At 76.1% G+C, this 19,560-nt stretch carries 18 protein-coding genes; 11 read left to right on the top strand and 7 right to left on the bottom strand.

Features of this window, described 5'->3' with window-relative positions; genetic code table 11:
* Positions 1–153: 153 nt before the first annotated feature.
* The 3 genes from ACFO3M_RS14690 to ACFO3M_RS14680 all read right to left on the bottom strand — a co-directional run bounded on the left by ACFO3M_RS14690 (position 154) and on the right by ACFO3M_RS14680 (position 3,645).
* Positions 154–534 (bottom strand): hypothetical protein, encoded by a 381-nt coding sequence (locus ACFO3M_RS14690; RefSeq protein ID WP_387990056.1) that lies wholly within the window; start codon positions 532–534, stop codon positions 154–156.
* Between the two features lie 190 nt (positions 535–724).
* Positions 725–1,207, bottom strand: coding sequence for a hypothetical protein (locus ACFO3M_RS14685; RefSeq protein WP_387990053.1), 483 nt, complete (start codon positions 1,205–1,207; stop codon positions 725–727).
* Entirely contained in the window at positions 1,204–3,645 is a 2,442-nt protein-coding gene (locus ACFO3M_RS14680; protein WP_387990050.1) for a molybdopterin oxidoreductase family protein, read from the bottom strand. The genes ACFO3M_RS14685 and ACFO3M_RS14680 overlap by 4 nt, the downstream gene beginning before the upstream one ends.
* Before the next feature lie 174 nt (positions 3,646–3,819).
* Here ACFO3M_RS14680 and ACFO3M_RS14675 point away from each other — a divergent pair, with 174 nt between their 5' ends.
* Genes ACFO3M_RS14675 through ACFO3M_RS14645 form a run of 7 tightly spaced genes read left to right on the top strand, consistent with a single transcriptional unit; the run spans position 3,820 to position 10,399 of the window.
* On the top strand, positions 3,820–4,857 hold the full coding sequence (locus ACFO3M_RS14675; RefSeq protein WP_387990048.1) for a bacteriorhodopsin: 1,038 nt from the start codon (positions 3,820–3,822) through the stop codon (positions 4,855–4,857).
* 2 nt (positions 4,858–4,859) lie between these two features.
* On the top strand, positions 4,860–5,846 hold the full coding sequence (locus tag ACFO3M_RS14670) for a beta-carotene 15,15'-dioxygenase, Brp/Blh family (protein WP_387990045.1): 987 nt from the start codon (positions 4,860–4,862) through the stop codon (positions 5,844–5,846).
* A complete protein-coding gene (locus ACFO3M_RS14665) occupies positions 5,843–6,250 on the top strand; it encodes a four-helix bundle copper-binding protein (protein ID WP_387990042.1) in 408 nt (135 codons plus the stop codon). The genes ACFO3M_RS14670 and ACFO3M_RS14665 overlap by 4 nt, the downstream gene beginning before the upstream one ends.
* A 32-nt stretch (positions 6,251–6,282) precedes the next feature.
* Positions 6,283–7,134, top strand: coding sequence for a pyridoxal kinase PdxY (gene pdxY / locus ACFO3M_RS14660; RefSeq protein ID WP_387990039.1), 852 nt, complete (start codon positions 6,283–6,285; stop codon positions 7,132–7,134).
* 59 nt (positions 7,135–7,193) lie between these two features.
* On the top strand, positions 7,194–8,678 hold the full coding sequence (locus ACFO3M_RS14655) for an amino acid permease (protein WP_387990036.1): 1,485 nt from the start codon (positions 7,194–7,196) through the stop codon (positions 8,676–8,678).
* Between the two features lie 60 nt (positions 8,679–8,738).
* Positions 8,739–9,119, top strand: coding sequence for a hypothetical protein (locus ACFO3M_RS14650; RefSeq protein ID WP_387990034.1), 381 nt, complete (start codon positions 8,739–8,741; stop codon positions 9,117–9,119).
* Positions 9,116–10,399, top strand: coding sequence for an ANTAR domain-containing protein (locus ACFO3M_RS14645; RefSeq protein WP_387990031.1), 1,284 nt, complete (start codon positions 9,116–9,118; stop codon positions 10,397–10,399). Before ACFO3M_RS14650 ends, ACFO3M_RS14645 begins: the two co-directional genes overlap by 4 nt.
* A gap of 16 nt (positions 10,400–10,415) precedes the next feature.
* Here ACFO3M_RS14645 and ACFO3M_RS14640 read toward each other — a convergent pair whose 3' ends face one another.
* Together ACFO3M_RS14640 and ACFO3M_RS14635 are read right to left on the bottom strand one after the other, a co-directional pair.
* The gene (locus ACFO3M_RS14640; protein WP_387990028.1) at positions 10,416–12,401 is read right to left on the bottom strand and encodes a CheR family methyltransferase; all 1,986 of its coding nucleotides are present in this window, start codon (positions 12,399–12,401) and stop codon (positions 10,416–10,418) included.
* Positions 12,402–12,479: 78 nt separating this feature from the next.
* Positions 12,480–13,532 carry a chemotaxis protein CheB gene (locus ACFO3M_RS14635; protein WP_387990025.1) on the bottom strand — a complete coding sequence of 351 codons (1,053 nt, stop codon included), beginning with the start codon at positions 13,530–13,532 and terminating at the stop codon, positions 12,480–12,482.
* 120 nt (positions 13,533–13,652) lie between these two features.
* On the opposite strand from ACFO3M_RS14635, the gene ACFO3M_RS14630 reads away from it, so the two are divergent.
* The 3 genes from ACFO3M_RS14630 to ACFO3M_RS14620 are packed head-to-tail and all read left to right on the top strand — an operon-like array spanning position 13,653 to position 15,828.
* Positions 13,653–14,402, top strand: a complete 750-nt coding sequence (locus ACFO3M_RS14630; RefSeq protein ID WP_387990022.1) for a LamB/YcsF family protein — start codon at positions 13,653–13,655, stop codon at positions 14,400–14,402.
* Positions 14,402–15,001 (top strand): 5-oxoprolinase subunit B family protein, encoded by a 600-nt coding sequence (locus ACFO3M_RS14625; protein WP_387990019.1) that lies wholly within the window; start codon positions 14,402–14,404, stop codon positions 14,999–15,001. Before ACFO3M_RS14630 ends, ACFO3M_RS14625 begins: the two co-directional genes overlap by 1 nt.
* Positions 14,995–15,828, top strand: coding sequence for a 5-oxoprolinase subunit C family protein (locus tag ACFO3M_RS14620; protein ID WP_387990016.1), 834 nt, complete (start codon positions 14,995–14,997; stop codon positions 15,826–15,828). Before ACFO3M_RS14625 ends, ACFO3M_RS14620 begins: the two co-directional genes overlap by 7 nt.
* Here ACFO3M_RS14620 and ACFO3M_RS14615 read toward each other — a convergent pair.
* The gene (locus ACFO3M_RS14615; protein WP_387990013.1) at positions 15,825–16,691 is read right to left on the bottom strand and encodes an intradiol ring-cleavage dioxygenase; all 867 of its coding nucleotides are present in this window, start codon (positions 16,689–16,691) and stop codon (positions 15,825–15,827) included. The two genes, ACFO3M_RS14620 and ACFO3M_RS14615, sit on opposite strands and share 4 nt — an antisense overlap.
* A 56-nt stretch (positions 16,692–16,747) precedes the next feature.
* Entirely contained in the window at positions 16,748–18,208 is a 1,461-nt protein-coding gene (locus ACFO3M_RS14610) for a benzaldehyde dehydrogenase (RefSeq protein ID WP_387990010.1), read from the bottom strand.
* Positions 18,209–18,376: 168 nt separating this feature from the next.
* Between ACFO3M_RS14610 and ACFO3M_RS14605 the strand changes: the two genes are divergently transcribed.
* The gene (locus ACFO3M_RS14605; RefSeq protein ID WP_387990008.1) at positions 18,377–19,552 is read left to right on the top strand and encodes an HNH endonuclease signature motif containing protein; all 1,176 of its coding nucleotides are present in this window, start codon (positions 18,377–18,379) and stop codon (positions 19,550–19,552) included.
* Positions 19,553–19,560 lie beyond the last annotated feature (8 nt).

Here is a 19,560-nt window from a genome sequence, read left to right as displayed (position 1 = left end):
GCGGCGCACCGCCGAGCGGGAGGCGGCCGCCCGCCGCGCGGGCCGGGCCGCGCGGCGCGCGGAGCGGACCGCCGCGGCACCCTGGCTGCCCGGCTTCGAGCAGCTGCCCCTCCCCGCCCCGGGCCGGGAGGCGCCGGGCCGGGAGGTGGCGGTCTAGGAGGCGCCGGCGCGCGGCGGCTCCTCCGGCTCCCGCTCGTCCCGGACGCGCCCCGGCAGGCGCAGCACCGGCAGGTGCAGGTGCGGCAGGTGCCGCGGCAGCCAGTCCTGCGGGTGCGGCAGCCGGTCCACCAGGCCGGCCGGCAGCCGCACGTGCGGCAGGTGCAGGGAGCCGTGGCGCGGCTCCTCCGGCGGCTCGGGCCGGGCCCGGCGGAGGGCCGCCGTCCAGGCGCTGCGCGCCGCCGCCGCGTGCGCGCGTGCCGCGGCCTGGGCCGCGCGGTGGTCCCGCTCCCAGCGGGCGGTGTTGCTCCGTGCCATCGCGGTGACCAGCGCGGTCAGCACGACGAACCCGACGACGCTGGCGATCGCCCAGCCCATGGCGGCCCTCCCCTGGACCGCGCCGCACAGCCCGGGAGCCCGGCGTCCGCGGCGGTGACCGCAGGATCCCGCCGTCCCGGTTCCGCGACAAGTCGGTCCGCGCGACCCGCCGGGCGACGCGCCGACGCGCCGCCGGGTCCGGGCGGGTCGTGCCCCGCCCCGCCCCGCGGGGCAGGGCGCGACCGGCGCGTCAGCTGACCAGGGCCTGGGTCGCGGACTCCTTGAGCTTGGCGTTCGCCCACCGCATCTGCCGCAGGGTGTCGGGGTGGCAGCGCCGGGCCAGCTCGAACAGCTCCCGCCGCCGGGCTCCCTGCGCGGCCTGGGCGAGCAGCTCCCAGTCCAGCGAGACCCCGGCCGCCTCGCGGTGGACGTGCCGCAGGTCGGCGAGCAGCAGCAGCCCCGGCTCCGACCGGCGCCGCAGCAGGTCGGCCGTCGTCTGCCGGAGCGTCTCCAGGACCCCCGGGTCGCCCGGCGGCTCCGGGTCGAGGTCGACGCCGAAGTCGCGGCCGACCCGTGCCAGCTCGGTGACGTGCCGCTGCGACCAGGCGGCGACGTCCCGGGCGACGTGGAAGACCTCGTGGTCGGAGGCGTGCCGGTCCGAGACGGCGAGCAGCGTGCGCGCCAGCCCGGTCTCGGACCGGTGCAGCTCCTCGATCGCCAGTCCCAGCTTCACCGGACCCCCTCCCGCTCCTCCACGAGCGCCGTGTCGCCGCCGCGGGTGGGCGGCACGTCCGCCGCGACCGGCCGCGAGCCGGTGGTGGTCGGCGCCGGGGCCGGCGTGCCGTCGGAGGCGGCCAGCCGGGTCACCGCGGCGGCCGCCGTCTTGAAGATCGGCTGCTTGGACACCGGGTCCCAGTCGCTCGGGGTGAGCTCGTTGGCGGCCCGGTCCGGCTCCTCTCCGCCGGCCCGGTCCCAGTACCCGTAGTGGAACGGCAGGAACAGCACCCCCGGCCGGATGCCGCTCACCCGCAGCCGCGCCTCGACCCGGCCGCGCGGGGTGGACACCTCGAGCAGGTCGCCCTCGCCCCAGCCGCGGTCGGCGGCGTCGGAGGCCGACATCTCCACCCAGACCTCCGGCGCGGCGGCCCGCAGCTGCGGCGCCCGGCCGGTCTTGGTGCGGGTGTGGAACTGGTAGAGGGTCCGGCCGGTGACCAGCTGGAACGGGTGCTCCTGGTCGGGCAGCTCGTGGGGCGGGACGTACTCGGCCGCCTTGAGCACCGCCTTCCCCTCGGGGTTGAGCGCGCGGTACTCGGTCTCGTCGAGCGGGGCGCCGGTGACCATGTCGCGGCCGTAGCTCTCGCAGTACTCGGGGTGCGCGGAGAACCGGCCGTCGGCGTAGAGCCGCTCGGTGCCCTCGGGCGCGTCCTCGGTGACCGGCCACTGGATGCCGTTGCGTTCGCGCAGCTTCGCGTAGGACAGGCCGCTGTAGTCGCAGGGCCGGCCGCGGGAGCACTCCTTCCAGCCCTCGAAGGCGCCCTCGGGGTCGTCCCACTTCACCAGCGGGGCGCCGTCCTTGTCCCGCAGGTCCAGCCGGCGGGCGAAGTCGACGAGGACGTCCAGGTCGGGCCGGGCCTCCCCCGGCGGGTCGACCGCCTTCTCCGACAGGTGCACGGTCCGGTCGGCGTTGGTGAACGTGCCGGTCTTCTCGCCCCACAGGGCCGCGGGCAGGACGACGTCGGCCAGCTGCGCGGTCTCGGTCAGGAAGGCGTCCTGCACGACGAGGAACAGCCGCTCCTGGGCCAGGATAGAGCGGATCCGCCCCAGCTCGGGCAGCGACACCGCGGGGTTGGTCGCCTGCACCCACAGGAACCGCAGCGACCCCTCCTCGGCGTGCCGGAACACCTGCATCGCGTGCGTCGGCGGCGAGTAGGAGGGGATGTCGAACGGGTCGAGGTTCCAGACCCGGGCCAGGTCGGCGACCTGGGCGTCGTCGGACCAGTTGCGGAAGCCGGCGAGGTCGCCGTCCGCCCCGGCCTCGCGGGTGTTCTCCGCGGTGGGCTGGCCGTTCATCTGCAGGATCCCGCAGCCGGGTCTGCCGAGCATGCCCCGGACCAGGTTGAGGTTGTTGACCTGCACGGCGGCCGCGGTGGCCTGGTGCGACTGGTAGAAGCCCTGCAGGACGGTGGACAGCAGCCGCTCGGCCGTGCCGAGGACGCGGGCGGCCTCCCGGATCCGCGCGGCCGGGACGTCGCACACCTGCTCGGCCACCTCGGGCGGGTAGTCGCGGACCCGCTCCGCCAGCTCGTCGAACCCGACGGTGTGCGCCTCGACGTAGTCCCGGTCGACCCACCCGCGGGCGATGACCTCGTGCAGCAGCGCGTTCATCAGCACGACGTTGGTGCCCGGCCGCGGCGCCAGGTGCACGGTCGCCGCGCGGGCCACCGGCGTCTCCCGCGGGTCGACGCACACGATCGCCGGCGGGTGGGGGCCGGCCAGCCGGTCGAGGATCCGGGCCCACAGCACGGTCTGGGTCTCGGCGACGTTGTGCCCGAACAGCGCGATGACGTCGGCGTGGTCCACGTCGGTGTAGGAGCCGGGCTGGCCGTCGCAGGCGAAGGTCTCCTTGAGCGCCGCCGCGGCGGTGGCGGTGCACAGCCGGGTGTTGCCGTCGACGTGGTTGGTGCCGATGCCGCCGTGGGCGATGAGCCCGAGCGTGTAGTACTCCTCGAGGAACAGCTGGCCGGACGTGTAGAAGCCGATCGCGCTGGCGCCCTGCTCGTCGAGCAGGTCCCGGCACCGGCGCACGACGGCGTCCATCGCGGTGTCCCAGTCGGTCTCGACCAGCTCGCCGTCCCGCCGGACCAGCGGCCGGGTCAGCCGCTCGGGTGAGGAGTTGGCCTGCCAGCCGAACAGGTCCTTCGGGTCGAGCCGGCCGTGGTTGACCCGGTCCTCGGCACGGCCGCGGACGCCGACGACGCGGCCGTCCTTGACCGCGATGTCCAGGCCGTCCCCGTTGCTGTGCAGGACCGCCGCCGAGGGCACCCAGCGGTCGACGTCGTCCTCGGTCAGGCCGTCGGCGAGGTGGGTGTCCACCCGCACCGGCCAGGTCTCCCCCGGCCCGTACGGCGTCCTCGTCCCCCACGGCTCGGCGATCCGGTCGATGCGCGCCATGCGAGGTCCTCTCGTCGGTGCCGGTCGGTCCGCAGGGGCCATCTCCGCGGGCCGGTGCCGTCAAACGGCCTGCCGGACGGGGCACCGACCGGTTCGGCCGGATGACGGGGGGTAACCCCGCCGCGGGTCGAGCCGCGGCCCCGCAGCCCCCGGCTCCCCGGAGGTCCCGCAGACGTGTCCGACACGCCCACCCCCGAGCTGCAGACCATGCCGCTCGGCCTGTACGACCTGGTCACCTACTCGATCGCCGGCGCGGGCCTCGCCCTGGTCGCCTACCTCCTCTACTCGTGGACCAGCCGGGACGAGGTCGGTGCCCGCTACCGCCCCGCCGTGGTCGCCGGCCTGTGCATCGCCGGCGTCGCCGCGCTGTCGTACCTGGTGCTGCACCTCAAGTGGGACACCGGCTTCGACCTGCGGGACGGCGTCCTCGTCCCCAACGCGGAGGCGCGCGCGACGCTGTACCCGCGCTACGCCGACTGGTCGGTGACCGTCCCGCTGCTGACCGCGGAGCTGCTGGCCGTCTGCTCGCTCACCGGGGCCCGGGCACGCACCCTGCGGTTCACCACGATGGCCGCGGCCTTCCTCATGATCCTCACCGGGTTCCTGGGCAGCCAGGTGCTGGCCCAGGGCCGCGACGTCGGCGCGCTGGTGCTGTGGGGCTGCATCAGCACCGTCTTCTACGCCTACCTGTACGTCGCGCTGATCGGCGCCGTCCGCGCCTCGACCGGCTCGATGAGCGTCGAGGCCGGGACCAGCCTGCGCAACGCGGCGATCGTGCTGCTGGCGACCTTCGGCGTCTACCCGCTGGTCTACGCGGTCCCGGTGTTCGTCGACGTCACGCCCGCCTGGCTCGCCGGCATGCAGGTGGCCTACTCCGCCGCCGACGTGCTGGCCAAGGTCGGCTTCGGCGTGCTGGTGCACAAGGTGGCCAAGCTGCGCACCGCCGAGGACGTCGCCGCCGGCGTCGACACGCACCCCGAGTCGGTGTGGGTGAGCAACGTGCACCAGAGCGAGGCCGTGCTGCCGGGCACGCAGGCCGAGCACCGCAGCACCCGCTTCGAGGACAACACCGTCGACGACGCCCCGGTGTTCGCCACGCACCCGGCCTACCCGCACGAGCACCACGAGGTCGAGCACCTGCCCGAGCGGGACCCCGGGAGCCGGGTCTCCGCCGGCCGGTACGGGGCGGCCTGGACGGCCGACCGGGCCTGACCGTGCCGTCGCCCGCCGGACCGCTCGCGGCTCCAGCACGGGCCGCCACCGCCGTCTCGCTGACCGCGGTGGCGGCGGTGGTGGCCGTCGAGGTCACCGTCGGCTGGGGGGACCTGGCCTGGCTGCCGCTGGTGGCCGGTCTGCTGCTGGGCCTCCCGCACGGGGCGGTCGACCACCTGGCGCCCGGCTCCCGGCTGCCGCGGCCGGCGCTGGTCGCCCTCGGCTACGCCGCCGTGGCCGCCGCCGGGTGGCTGCTGTTCCGGGCGGCGCCGGGGCCGGGGCTGCTGGTCTTCGTGCTCGTGGCGACCTGGCACTTCGGCACCGGAGAGACCGCCTTCGCCGACCTGCGGGCGGGCCGCCCGGTGCACCGGCAGGCGACGGCGTCGGCGGTGCTGGGCGCGCTGGTGCTGCTCGTCCCCCTGGCGCGCGGGACGCACGAGGCGGCGCCGGTCGTGGCCGCGGTCGTGCCCGGGAGCAGCGGCGTCCTGCCGGCCGCCGTCGTGGCGACGGTGCTGGTCACGGTGCTCCCGGCGGCCGCCGCGCTGGCCGCGGAGCGGCTGCTGGCCGGGCGGTGGCTGGAGGCCGCCGAGGTCGCCGCCCTGCTGGTGCTCGTCCTCGTCGTCCCGCCGTTCGCGGCCTTCGGCGTGTGGTTCGGCTGCTGGCACGCCGTCCGCCACGTCGCCCGCCTCGTCGCCGCGGACCCGGCGAACGCGGACGACCTGGCCCGCGGCCGGCTCGGCGCCCCGCTGCGCCGGTTCGCCGCCGCCGCGGCGCTGCCGACCCTGGCGGTGCTCGCGGTGCTGGCGCTGCTGTGGCCGGCCGCGGGAGGCTGGCGCGGGTCCCTGGCCACCGCCCTGCCGGTCCTGGCGGCGCTCACGCTCCCGCACGCGCTCGTCGTCGCCCGGCTCGACCGGACGGCGCGCCGGGACCCGCCGCCCGGGACGGCGCCCGCCGCCCCGGCCCGACGCAGGGAACGGAGACCGACGTGACCGCCGCCGCCCAGATGCTCGACACCTACCCGGCCGACCTCGGCGGCATCGACCGCGAGCGGCTGACCGCCTGCATCGAGGCGTGCGTCGAGTGCGCGCAGGCGTGCACCGCGTGCGCCGACGCCTGCCTGTCCGAGGAGATGGTCGCCGGGCTCCGGAAGTGCATCCGCACGAACCTGGACTGCGCCGACGTCTGCGAGGCGACGGGGCGCGTGCTGTCCCGGCACACTGGGTACGACGCGAACCTCACCCGCACCGTCCTCGAGGCGTGCGCCGCCGCCTGCCGCGCCTGCGGCGACGAGTGCGCCTCCCACTCCGGGATGCACGAGCACTGCCGGGTCTGCGCGGAGTCCTGCCGGCGCTGCGAGCAGGCCTGCCGCGACCTGGTCGCCACCCTCGGCTGACCGGCCCGCGGGCGCATGGCAGCGTGTGCTCCGTGGTGAACGTCCTCTCCATCCAGTCGCACGTCGCCTACGGCCACGTGGGCAACTCCTCGGCGGTCTTCCCGCTCCAGCGCCTCGGCGTCGAGGTCTGGCCGGTGCACACCGTCCAGTTCTCCAACCACACCGGCTACGGCGCGTGGACCGGGCGGGTGTTCGACGGCCAGGCGATCGAGGAGGTCGTCGACGGCATCGCCGACCGCGGCGTGCTGGGCACCGCCGACGCCGTCCTGTCCGGTTACCTCGGCTCGGCCGACATCGGCCACGCCGTGGTCGGCACGGTGGGGCGGGTGCGCGCGGCCAACCCCGACGCCGTGTACGCCTGCGACCCGGTCATCGGCGACGTCGGCCGCGGCGTGTTCGTGCGGCCGGGCATCGAGGAGTTCATGCGCGAGGTCGCCGTCCCGGCGGCCGACGTCGTCACCCCCAACCACTACGAGCTCGACCTGCTCGCGCGGACGACGACCCGCACGCTCGCCGAGGTGCAGGACGCCGTCGCCGCGGTGCAGGCGCTGGGCCCGCGGGTGGTGCTGACGACGTCGCTGGTCGCCGACGACACCCCCGACGACGCCGTCGACCTGCTCGCCTCCGAGGGCGGCCGCCACTTCCGCGTGCGCACGCCGCGGCTGTCGGTGTCGGTCAACGGCGCCGGCGACGCGATCGCGGCGCTGTTCCTCGCGCACTGGCTGGACACCCGCTCCGCCGGCGAGGCGCTCGGCCGGGCCGCGGCCAGCGTCTGGGGGCTGCTGCGGCGCACCGAGGAGGCCGGCTCGCGGGAGATCCTGCTGGTCGCCGCCCAGGACGAGTTCGTGTCCCCGTCGCGGACCTTCCCCGTCGACGAGGTCTGACGGAGGACCACCCCTCCTCTCACCCAGCGAGCGGGCCCGCACCGACCTAGCGTCCCCCCGTGGACCTGTTCCGGACGAAGTCGGTGGAGGCCGTCCGCGCGGACGCCGGGGACGACGAGAGGGCGCCCGACGGCGGCGGGCACCTGCGCAAGCGGCTGTCCGCGAGACACCTGGTCGGGTTCGGCATCGGCATCGTCATCGGCACCGGGATCTTCACGCTCACCGGCGTGACGGCGAAGAACAGCGCCGGCCCGGCGGTGGTGGTCTCCTTCGCCGTCGCCGGGCTGGTCGCCCTGCTGGCGGCGGTCTGCTACGCCGAGCTGGCCTCGGCCGTGCCGACGGCGGGGAGCGCGTACACCTACACCTACGCCACGGTCGGCGAGGTCGTCGCCTGGATCATCGGCTGGGACCTGTTCCTGGAGTTCGCCCTCGGCGCGGCCGTGGTCGCCCGCGGCTGGTCGGGCTACGTCGGCAACCTGCTGGACCTGCCGCCGTCGCTGTTCGGCGAGACCGCCACGGTGAACCTGGGCGCGGCGGCGATCGTCGTCGTCCTGACGCTCGTGGCGGTGCTGGGCATCCGCGAGTCGGCGCGGGTCACCGGCGTGCTGGTCGTCGTCAAGGTCGCCGTCTGCCTGTTCGTCATCCTGGCCGGGGTCTGGTTCGTCCGCGGCGCCAACCTCACCCCGTTCGTGCCGCCGTCGGAGCCGGCCGAGACCGGCAGCGGGCTGACCCGGCCGCTCATCGAGGTGATCGCCGGGCTGGAGCCGGTCGCGTTCGGCGTCGGCGGGGTGCTCACCGCGGCGGCCGTCGTCTTCTTCGCCTACACCGGCTTCGAGGCGGTGGCCAACCTGTCGGAGGAGACCCGGCGCCCGGCGCGGGACGTGCCGCTCGGCCTGCTCGGCACCCTCGGGCTGGCCACGGCGCTCTACGTGGGCGTCGCGTTCGTCGTCGTCGGGATGGTCGAGTACACCGACATCGACGAGGGCGCGCCGATCGCCGACGCGTTCGACCAGGTGGGGCTCGGCTGGGCGTCGTCGCTGGTGTCGATCGCCGCGGTGGCCGGGCTGACCTCGGTGATCCTGGTCGACCTGATCACCATCGGCCGGATCGGGTTCGCCATGGGCCGCGACGGGCTGCTGCCGCCGGCGGTGGCCCGGGTCAGCCCGCGCACCGGCGTCCCGGCGCGGGTCACGCTGCTGTTCGCCGTCCTGGTGCTGGTGCTGGCGACGTTCGTGCCGCTCGGGACGCTGGCCGACCTGGTCAGCATCGGCACCCTGTTCGCCTTCCTGCTGGTGGCGGTCGCGGTGCCGGTGCTGCGCCGCACCCGCCCGCAGCTCGAGCGGCCCTTCCGGGTGCCCTTCTCCCCCGTGCTGCCGGCCCTCGCCGCGCTGGCCTGCCTCTACCTGATGCTCAACCTGAGCATCGAGACGTGGCTGCGGTTCCTGGCCTGGCTCGCGCTCGGGATGCTGGTGTACGTGGCCTACGGCTACCGGCACTCCCGGGTCCGTCTGGCCGCACGGGAGCGGGCCGCCGAGCGTGCGTGACCGCCGGTCGGCGTGCCCGACACGCGTGCGACGGGCGGCCCGGGCGAGGACGATGGGCCCATGACCGCTGAGGACCGGGCGCGGGAGGCCGCCGAGCGCGCGGAGGCGGCCGGCCGGCGCACCCGCGAGCTGGCCGACCGGCTGCTCCGCCTGGACTCGGGCCAGGTCCCGTCCGAGCACGACGTCCGGGCGGCGCAGGAGGCGGCCGAGGACTCCGCCGTCCGCGCGGAGGCGGCCCACCACCGCGCCGCCGCGCGGCACGAGCACTCCTCGCAGCTGCACGAGCGCACGGCCCGGCTGCACGACGCCGCCGCCGACCGCGGCATCGGCGACGCCGCGGAGCACCGCCGCCAGGCGGCCCACCACCGCGACGAGGCCGAGGAGGACCGGCGGCAGGCGGCCGCCGACGCCGGGAAGGCCGGCCGGGAGTCCTCGCCGTGAGCACCGACCCGCTGCGCCCGCTGCCGGCCCCGCGCGTCGTCGACGACCTCGCCGAGCTCGCCGTCGCGCACGAGGAGCTGCGGGTCGCCGAGGAGGAGCTGCGCGCGCAGCAGGAGGAGATCGCCCGGCTGGTCGAGCGCTTCGACGGCGAGCGCCGGTGGCACGAGCACGTCGCCGCGGTCCTGCCGGTCGGACTGTTCGTGACCGACGGCGCGGGGAAGCTGGTGGAGGTCAACCCGGCGCTGGCCGCGCTCGTCGGGGTCTCCGTCGCCCGGCTCGCCGGCAAGCCGCTGACCGTGTACCTCGAGCCCCGGGACGTGCCCGGGCTGCGGTCGGCACTGCGCGCGCTCGGGTCCGGGGAGGCCGCCGAGTACCGCGCCCCGGTCGCCGTCCGCGGTCGCCGTGGCGCGAGCGCCGCGGGGCAGCTGTTCGGCGCGCCGGACGTGGTCGACCCGGAGGCGTTGCGGGCGCGGATCCGCTGGGTGCTGGTCACCGACGACAGCGGCATCCCCCTCGGTCCGACCGAGGTCCACACCGGCGAGCCCGGCTCGCGCGACGGGGACGGCACGCCGGTCACCGTGGCCGAGGCGCTCACCCAGCTGACCCGGCTGGCCGGCACCGACGGGGACCGTCGGCAGCTGCTCGGCCGGATGGCGGCGCTCACCCAGGCCGCCGTCCCGGCGGCGAGCTGGGTGAGCATCACCATCGGCTCCCCCGCGGCGCCGCGGTACCTGGGCAGCGACTCCACGGTCGCCCAGGAGGCCGACGGCCGGCAGATGCGGGCCGAGGAGGGACCGTGCCTGGACGCCGCGGCCACCGGCGAGGTCGTCGCCACCGGCGACCTGCGCGCCGACCCCCGCTGGCCGGCGCTGGCCCGGCTGGCCGCGGTCGGCCCGGTGCGCAGCGTCCTCGCGGTGCCGCTGGCGCTGACGGGCGAGCCGACCGGCGTGCTGAACGTCTACTCGTCCCGGGCCGACGCCTTCGGGACCGCGGACCGGCGGATCGCCGAGCTGGTGGCGGTGGCGCTCGCGGCCGTGCTGCAGGAGGTCGGCGAGCGGGAGGCGCTGCGCCGGCTCACTGCCAACCTCGAGCAGGCGCTGGCCTCGCGGGCGGTCATCGACCAGGCCAAGGGCGTGCTCATGGGCCGGCTCGGCGTCGGCGCCGACGACGCGTTCGCCCGGCTGGTCACCCTGAGCAACCGGCTCAACGTCAAGGTCCGCGACCTCGCCCAGCTCGTGGTCGAGGGACACGCCGACGAGGTCATCGCCGCCACGCACTGATCAGTCGACGCACTGATCAGTCGACGGGGTCCATGAGGACGACGGCGCCGCCGCCCTGCCCGGCGCGGGGCGCGAAGGCGCTCACCGTGACCCGGACCTGCACCGGCCGCCCCCGCCGGTTGACCGCGCGCAGCTCGACGGTCTCGTGGGAGGGCCCCTCGCCGGCCACCTGGCGGCGCAGCAGCGGGTGCAGGCTCGACACGGGCAGGCCGATGTCGAGGTTGAGCAGGTAGTGGCCGCTGACCTCGTCCTGGCGCAGGCCCCACAGGTCCTCGGCCGCGGCGTTCCACGCCAGCACCCGCAGGTCCCGGTCCACGACGACGACGCCGGCGCGGAAGCTGGAGAGCACGCCGCTCATGAACTCGTTGAGCGCGCCGACCTCGTCGGTGCTGGCGCGCAGCTCCTCGTTGGCCGTGTGGAGCTCGTCGTTCATCGACTGGAGCTCCTCGTTCATCGTCTCCAGTTCCTCGTTGGTCGACTGGAGCTCCTCGTTGGTGGTCTCCAGCTCCTCGACCGTCGACTGCAGCTCCTCGTTGGTGGTCTCCAGCTCCTCGTTGGTCGACTGCAGCTCCTCGTAGGCCGTCTCCAGCTGCCGGTTGGCGTACTCCAGCTCCCGCTGCAGCCGCCGGTAGGGGGTGACGTCCTCGAACACGACCGTGACGCCGAGGGGGCTGCCGTCCTCGCGGGACAGCGGCACCACCTGGACGTCGAAGACGAGGGCCTCCGCACCTGCCTGGTGCCGCTCCACGCCGCGCAGCCACACGGCGCGCCGGCCGCTCACCGCCTCGGCGATCGCGCCGCGCAGCTCGACCGGGCGGTAGGACACCTCGAGGTCCTGGAACGGCCGGCCGACGTCGCGCTCGTCGACGTGGAACAGCCGCTGGGCGTGGTGGTTGACCAGGGCCAGCCGGCCGTCGGTGTCGAGGACCAGCTGCGCGCCCGGGGAGGCGAGCATCGCCTGGCGCCGCAGCCGGGACAGGTCGCCGATCCCGCCGTCGAGGTCGCTGCGAGTGACGGCCGGGACCGCCCGGCGCTCGGCCTGCCCCCCGCCGTCGCGCTTCCGGAAGAACCGGCGGGTGAGGTCGACCGGGACGAACAGCTGGGCGTGCGAGAGCAGCATCTCGGCCTTGCCGAGGAAGAGCAGCCCGTGCGGGGCGAGCGCGAAGTGCAGCCGGCCGAGGATGCGGTTCTGGGTCTCCGCGTTGAAGTACATGAGCGTGTTGCGGCACAGCAGCAGGTCCACGTGCGAGATCGGCGCGTCCTGCACGAGGTCGTTGCGGCCGAAGATGACCGAGCGCCGCAGGTCCTTGCGGAAGGCGAACCGGGTGCCTTCCTGGGTGAAGTACCGCTCCACCTGCTCGGGGGTCAGGCCCGCCATCTCGCGCCCGGTGAACAGCGCCTGACGGGCCTGGGCCAGCGCCTCCTCGTCGACGTCGGTCGCGTAGATCTTCACCCGGTCCCGGAACTCGTCGATGCCGAGCACCTCGGCCAGCAGGATCGCCAGGCTGTAGGCCTCCTGGCCCGACGCGGAGCCGGCGCTCCACACCCGGATCCGCGGGCCGGCGGAGGCCAGCAGGCCCGGCAGCAGCTGGTCGCGCAGGTGGTCCCAGGCCGGGCGGTCGCGGAAGAAGCTCGTGACGTTGATGAGGATCGTGTTGAACAGCGGCGCGAACTCGTCGGGGTGGACCTCGAGGAAGTCCTGGTACTCGGCGACCGACGCCGTGCCGACCTCGGCCATGCGCCGGCGCACCCGGCGGACCAGGCTGGGCCGCTTGTAGCCGGTGAAGTCGAAGCCGCGCCGCTCGCGCAGGTACACCAGCAGCGACTCGAAGTCGGGGTCGATGCCGGCCGCGGCGTCGACGAAGGCGTCAGCCTCGGTGTCGTCGGGCTCGGTGTCGTCGGGCTCGGTGTCGTCGGGCTCGGTGTCGTCGGGCTCGGCGTCGTCGACCAGCAGGTCGTCGTCCTCCGCCGCGTCGCGGGCGGGCAGGTCGTCGCTCGTCACGTCGCCTCCGCCCGGGTCGGAGGTCGTCCCGTCGTCGGTCACCAGGTCCCCGTCCCGCCGTCTCTGCTCGGCCACGGGTCAGGCCCCCGCCGCGCCCGTGGCGGGGTCGCCGAGCTCGTCGTCGACCTGGTCCGGGACGCCCTCGCCGTTCAGCGCACCGCGCTCGAGCAGGTTCCGCAGCAGCGCGGCGGCCCCCAGCGCCTCGTCGTGCCGGCGCCGGAAGGCGAGCGCGCTGTGCCGGTGTCCGCCGTCCTCCGCGCGCAGGCCCATGCGCAGGCTCAGCGCCGCCCGCTCCTCCAGGCCGCGCAGCGCCATCCACAGCGCGCCCTCCAGCGCCTGCGCCTGCTCGGCGGCCAGCGCCTCGGGCGACCAGGCGTGGCCGACGCGGCACCGGTACCGCTCCATGCCGCCCTCGCTGATCGAGAACAGCGCGCCGTGGCAGCTGGGGCAGCCGAAGCCCGACGGCGTCCCCGGCCGCGCGTCCTCGTCCATCGCCTCGCCGTCGAGTCGGGCCATCTCCGTCTCCGTCGTCATGAGGGGGGTGGGTGCCGGGGCGACGGCGTCGACCTCCTCGCGCACCAGCCGGTCCAGCAGCCGGGGCAGCTCGGCGAGTGCGGCGACGTGGTCGGCCCCGCCGACCTCCACCGCGTGCAGCGGCATGCTCGGGTAGAGGGCCTCCCCCGGGTCCTGCGCGACGGTCGCCCCGCCCCGGGCGCGGACGGCGATCGTGCCCGCGGTGCCGTCGTCGAGCGCGCCGGACAGGACGACCGAGACCACCCGGGGGCCGTGCGCGCGGGCGGCCGAGCGGAACAGGACGTCGACCGCCGGCCGGCAGCCGTTCTCGCGCGGTCCCCGGGAGAGCTGCACGTGGCCGTCGGCCACCATCAGGTGCCGGTCCGGCACGGCGACGACGACCGTGCCGGGCTCCAGCCGCATCCCGTCCTCGGCCGCGGACACCCGCAGCGCCGACACCCGCGCGAGGATGGCCGGCAGCGCGCTGCGCCCGCTGGAGGGCATGTGCAGCACCACCAGGACCGCCGCGGGCAGGTCCCGCGGGAGGCCGGCGAGCAGGTCGCGCAGTGCCTCGACGCCGCCGGCCGAGGCGCCGATCACCACCAGGTCGCGGTGCATCCGGTACCGCCTCCTCCGTGCCGGACGCCCTCCTGGCTCACGGGGGCGTCAACGGAACCGTAGTTGCCTCCCGGCCGGCTGACCGCGTGGCGTGCGCGGGTCGCCCGCGAGGATGTCGTCATGGACCTCAACGCCGACCTCGGGGAGTCCTTCGGTGCGTGGACCCTCGGCGACGACGCCGCGATGCTGCAGGTGGTGACCAGCGCGAACGTCGCGTGCGGCTTCCACGCCGGCGACCCGCTGACGCTGCGGCGGGTGTGCGCGCAGGCCGCGGACGCCGGCGTCGCGATCGGGGCGCAGGTGTCCTACCGGGACCTCGCCGGCTTCGGCCGCCGGTTCCTCGACGCCGCGCCCGACGAGCTCGCCGCCGACGTGCTCTACCAGCTCGGCGCGCTCGACGGCCTGGCGCGGGTGGCGGGGACGCGGGTGCGCTACGTCAAGCCGCACGGGGCGCTGTACAACGCGGTCGTCGCGCACGAGGAGCAGGCCGCGGCCGTGGTGTCCGCCGTCGCCGCGTACGACAGGTCGCTGCCCGTGCTGGGGCTGCCGGGCTCGGCGTTCCTGCGGCTGGCCGGCGAGGCGGGGCTGCCCACGGTGGCCGAGGCGTTCGCCGACCGCGCCTACACCCCGGCCGGCACGCTGGTCCCCCGCCGGCAGCCGGGTGCGGTGCTCACCGACGCCGGCGAGATCGCCCGGCGGTGCGTGGCGATGGCCGCCGGGGAGCCGGTGACCGACGTCGACGGCGGTCCGCTGGTGCTGGCGCCGGACTCGATCTGCGTGCACGGCGACACCCCGGGCGCGGTGGCGATCGCCCGGGAGGTGCGGGCGGCGCTCACCGGCGCCGGCGTCGCGCTGGCGCCGTTCGCCTGATGCGCGTCCTGCCGAGCGGGTCGTCCGCGCTGCTGGTGGAGCTCGACGACCTCGACGCCGTCCTCGGCTTCTCCGCCGCGCTGCGCGACCGGGCGCTGCCCGGCGTCGTCGACGTCGTCCCGGCCGCGCGGACGGTGCTGGTGGTGGCCGACGGCGACCTCGCCGACGTGCGGGCCGCGCTCGAGCGGCTGCCGTGGCGGCCCGGCCGGGCGGGCACCGGCGAGCGGGTCGAGCTGCCGGTCCGCTACGACGGCGCCGACCTCGCCGACGTCGCGGAGCTGCTGGGCACCGACCCCGACGGCGTCGTCGCGGCGCACAGCGGGCGGGAGTGGACCGTGGCGTTCTGCGGCTTCTCGCCGGGGTTCGGCTACTGCGTCCCCGACGGGCCGCCCTGGGACGTGCCGCGGCTGGCCACCCCGCGCACCCGGGTGCCGGCCGGGTCGGTGGGCCTGGCCGGCGGGTTCACCGGGGTCTACCCGAGCGCGTCGCCGGGCGGGTGGCGGCTGGTCGGGCGCACCGACGTCGCGGTGTTCGACCTGGCCCGCGACCCGGCCGCGCTGCTGCGCCCGGGCGTGCGGGTGCGGTTCGTGCCGTGCTGACCGTGCTGTCCCCCGGCCCGCTGACCACGGTGCAGGACCGCGGCCGGCCCGGGCTCGGCGGGATCGGCGTGGGCCGGTCGGGGGCCGCCGACCGCGCCGCGGCCGCGCTGGCGAACCGGCTGGTGGGCAACGACCCCGCGGCCGCGGTGCTGGAGGTGACCCTCGGCGGGCTGGTGGTGCGCGCCGGGGCGGACCTGCTCGTCGTCACCACGGGCGCGCGGTGCCCGGGGTCGCCGGTGCACGCCGCACCCGGCCTGCTCCGCGCCGGGGCGGCCCTGGCGCTCGGGACGCCGGCCGCCGGGCTGCGGACCTACCTCGCCGTCCGCGGCGGGATCGCCGTCCCGCCGGTGCTGGGCTCGCGGTCCACCGACGTGCTCTCCGGCCTCGGGCCGGCGCCGCTGCGCGCCGGGGACGTCCTGCCGGCCGGGGACGCCGCCGGCCCGCTGCCCGGCGTCGACCTCGCGCCGGTCGCCGACCCGCCCGCCGGGGAGGTGACCGTGCGGCTGCTGCCCGGCCCGCGCGCCGACTGGCTGACGGGGGCGGCGCTGGACGCGCTCGGCTCGGCCGCGTGGACGGTCACCGCGCAGAGCAACCGGGTGGGGCTGCGGCTGGCCGGCCCGCGGCTGGACCGCGCGGTCGGGGGCGAGCTGGCCAGCGAGGGGCTGGTCCGCGGCGCGGTGCAGGTGCCGCCGTCGGGGCAGCCGGTGCTGTTCCTCGCCGACGCGCCGGTGACCGGCGGCTACCCGGTGGCCGGCTACGTCGCCGACGGCGACGTCGACCGCTGCGCGCAGCTGCGCCCGGGGCAGTCGCTGCGGCTCCGGCGCTAGGCGCGCAGCAGCGTGACGTCGACGGTCAGGGTGCGGAAGGGGTTGGGCAGGCCGAGGGCGGCGGCGCGCTCGGCGTCGTCGACCTCGGGCACGTCCCGGACGAGGCTCTCCTTGACCCCGAACACCGCGTCGGAGTCGAGGTAGGGGCTGTCGGCGACGAACACGTGCGTGGTCACCGGCCGGTACCCCGGCGCCGCGGCGATGACGTGCAGGTGCGCGGGCCGGTTGGGGTGCCGGCCGGTGGCGGCGAGCAGCTGCCCGACCGGGCCGTCGTCGGGGATGGGGTACCAGCGCGGGACGACCGAGCGGAACCAGAAGCGGCCGTCGTCGTCGGCGGTGAAGAGCCCGCGCAGGTTGCCCGGCGGCTGGACGTCCGGCTGCTGGACGTCGTAGAAGCCGTCCGCGTTGGCCTGCCAGACGTCGACGGTGGCGCCGGCCAGCGGCTCGCCGTCCGGGCCGGTGACCCGCCCCGAGACCAGGCACGGGGCGCCCTTGCCGTCGAGGGCGATGTCGTCGCCGAGCTGCCGCTCCGGCGACTCGACCTGGTGGAAGGGGCCGAGCACGGTGGACTCGGTGCCGGTGCCGCCGCTGCGGTGGTTGATCGTCTCCACGAGCATCGAGACGCCGAGGACGTCGGAGAGCAGGACGAACTCCTGCCGCACGGCGTCGCTGGTGTGGCCGGTGCGGGTGAGGAAGTCGATCGCCGCGGCCCACTCCTCCTCGGTCAGCTCGACGTCCTTGACGAAGGCGTGCAGGTGACGGACCAGCGACGTCACCACCTGCCGCAGCCGGGGGTCCGGGGTGCCCGCGAAGCTGGCGGCGACGACGTCGGCCGAGCGCTCCTCGCTGAACAGCTCGTGCATGCCGGCCACTCTCCCGGGGCCGTGCACCTGCGCGGAAGTGCACGGCCCCCGGGCGCTCAGAACGGGTAGGCGGGCAGGTCGCCGCGCAGGGTGACCCACTGGGTCTCGGTGAACGCCTCGATGTTGGCCTGCGGCCCGCCGTGCCGGGAGCCGGTGCCGGACGCGCCGACGCCGCCGAACGGGGCGACCGCCTCGTCGTTGACCGTCTGGTCGTTGATGTGCACGAGCCCGGACGGGATGCGCTCGGCGAGCTCGAGGCCGGCGTAGACGTCGCGGGTGAGGATGCCGAGGCTCAGGCCGTACTCGGTGCCGGCGGCGAGCCCGGCGACCTCGTCGAGGCTGGAGAACGGCGTCACCGGGGCGACCGGCCCGAAGATCTCCTCCTGGTAGGCCGGGTGGTCGATCGCGACGCCGCCGAGGACGGTCGGCCGGTAGAACAGCCCCTCGTAGGTGCCGCCGGTGCGCACGGTGGCGCCCCGCTCGACGCTGGCGGTGACCAGGCCGTGCACGCGGTCGCGCTGCCCGGCGTCGATGAGCGGGCCGAGCGCCACCTGCTCGCGGAACGGGTCGCCGACCGGCAGCTTCTCGACCTTCTCGGTGAGGACGGCGGTGTACTCCTCGGCGATCGACTCGTGCACCAGGTGGCGGCTGGTGGCCATGCAGATCTGGCCCTGGTGGCTGAACGTGCCCCAGGCGCCGACGCTGGCCGCCGCGGTGACGTCGACGTCGGGCAGCACGATCAGCGCGGAGTTGCCGCCGAGCTCCAGGTGCGCGCGCTTGAGGTGCTGCCCGGCGAGCGCGCCGACGGCCCGGCCGGCCCTCGTCGAACCGGTGAAGGCGATGACCCGCACCTGCGGCGCGGTGACCAGCGCCTCGCCGACGTCGGCGCCGCCGGGCAGGACCTGGAAGACGCCGGCCGGCAGCCCGGCCTCCTCGAAGACGCGGGCGAAGACGGCGCCGCCGGAGACGGCCGTGCGCGGGTCGGGCTTGAGGACGACGGCGTTGCCGAGCGCCAGCGCCGGGGCGATCGCGCGGATCGCGAGGATGGTCGGCACGTTGAACGGCGCGATGACGCCGACGACGCCGGCCGGGACGCGGCGGGCGAAGCTCAGCCGCGGGGCGCCGGTGCGCAGCAGTTCCCCGTAGGGGTGGCTCGGCAGGGCGGAGGCCTCGTAGCACTCCTGGGCGCTGGTGTGGACCTGGAAGTCGCCGAACGGCTGGATCGCGCCGGACTCGCGGGCCAGCCAGCCCTTGATCTCGTCGGCGGCGTCCTCGAGCACCTGGCCGGCCCGGCGCAGGACCCGCGCGCGCTCCTCGAACGGGGCGGCGGCCCAGGCGCGCTGGGCTGCCGCCGCCCGCTCGGCTGCCGCGTGGACGTCCTCGGGAGTCGCCTTCCCCACCGGCGCGATGACGTCACCGGTGGCCGGCTCCACCGCGTCGTACGTGCCGCCGGACCCGTCGGTCCAGGCGCCGGTCCAGACCTTGCCCTGCCACGCGCCGTCGTCCAGGAGTGCCACGTCGTCCCTCTCTCGTCCTGCTGATGGTCCCGCTGCTTCCCGTTGCGCCTGCGATCCTGGCGGAGGTGTCCCGTGACCGCCGCGCAAGGGGTCGGCGAGGTCTGTGGACGGACCGCTGACCTGGGGATTCAGGGTGCAGGCGGTCGTCGGACCCACTAGCCTTCGATCATGTGTTCGGGTGGGCTGGGCGGCGGGGACGTGCTTGACGAGGTCGCCGCGCTGGTCGCCGAGCGCAACCGGATCGACGCCCGCCTGGCCCGCGCGGTGCGCGCCGCGGAGCTGTCCCAGGCGCCGGAGCGCGACGGGCTGAGGTCGATGGCCTCCTGGCTGCGCGGGCACTGCCGGCTCTCCGATGCCGCCGCTGCCCGGCTGGTGCGCACCGGGCGGGCGCTCGAGCACCTCCCGGCGCTGGCCGAGGCCCACGACACCGGTCTCGTGTCCGCCGAGCAGATGGCGAAGGCGGCCGAGGCGGTGACCCCGGAGCGGCTGGCCTCCGCTGTCGAGCAGGGCGTGGACCTGGCAGTGGTCGACGCGGTGCTCACCGGCGTGGCGATCGAGCAGCCGCACGCCGACCTCGTCCAGGTGGTGCAGCACTACTGCGACGCCCTCGATCCCGACGGGCCGGAGCCCGACCCCACCGAGGGGCGGTCGTTGACGCTGGCCCGGCACGCCGACGGGTCGCTGTCCTTCCGCGGCCACCTGGACGCGGTCGGCGGGGAGAGGCTGCAGACCGCACTCGAGGCGCACGTGCAGGCCGACCGCCCCGCCGGGGACGAGCGCAGCCGCGCCCAGCGGCTCGGGGACGCACTGGTGCAGGTCGCCGACAACGCCCTGGCCGCCGGCTCGCTGCCGACGCTGCGCGGCCACAGGCCGCAGATCGCCGTCGTCATCGACGTGGAGGACCTGGTCGATCCGGCCGGCGGGCCGAACGCCGGGCGGATGGGCTTCGGCGCCACCATCTCCGCCGCCCGCGCCCGCTGGCTGGCCTGCGACGGCGCCGTCTCCCGCGTGGTGTTCGGCCCCGACGGCGCACCACTGGACCTCGGCCGCGAGCAGCGGCTGATGAGCCGCCACATCCGCCGCGCAGCGGAACTGCGCGACGGGGGGTGCGTGTTCACCGGCTGCGGCGCCCCGACCTGGTGGTGCGATGTCCACCACCTGGTCCACTGGATCGACGGTGGCGAGACGTCACTGGAGAACTCGGCGCTGCTCTGCGAGCGCCACCACACCAAGGTCCACCACGGCTTCCGCGTGGAACGACAACCCACCGGGACCTGGCGCACCTGGCGGCCCGACGGCACCGAGATCACCACCCCGGCACCACTGCTGGCGCCCGCCGCCTGAGCGCGCCC

The organism is Geodermatophilus arenarius, assembly GCF_042654585.1.
In the GTDB taxonomy this organism is placed as follows: Bacteria; Actinomycetota; Actinomycetes; order Mycobacteriales; family Geodermatophilaceae; genus Geodermatophilus; species Geodermatophilus arenarius.
The sequence above is the reverse complement of the archived record's forward strand: the minus strand, read 5'-3'. Positions and strand labels throughout refer to the sequence as shown.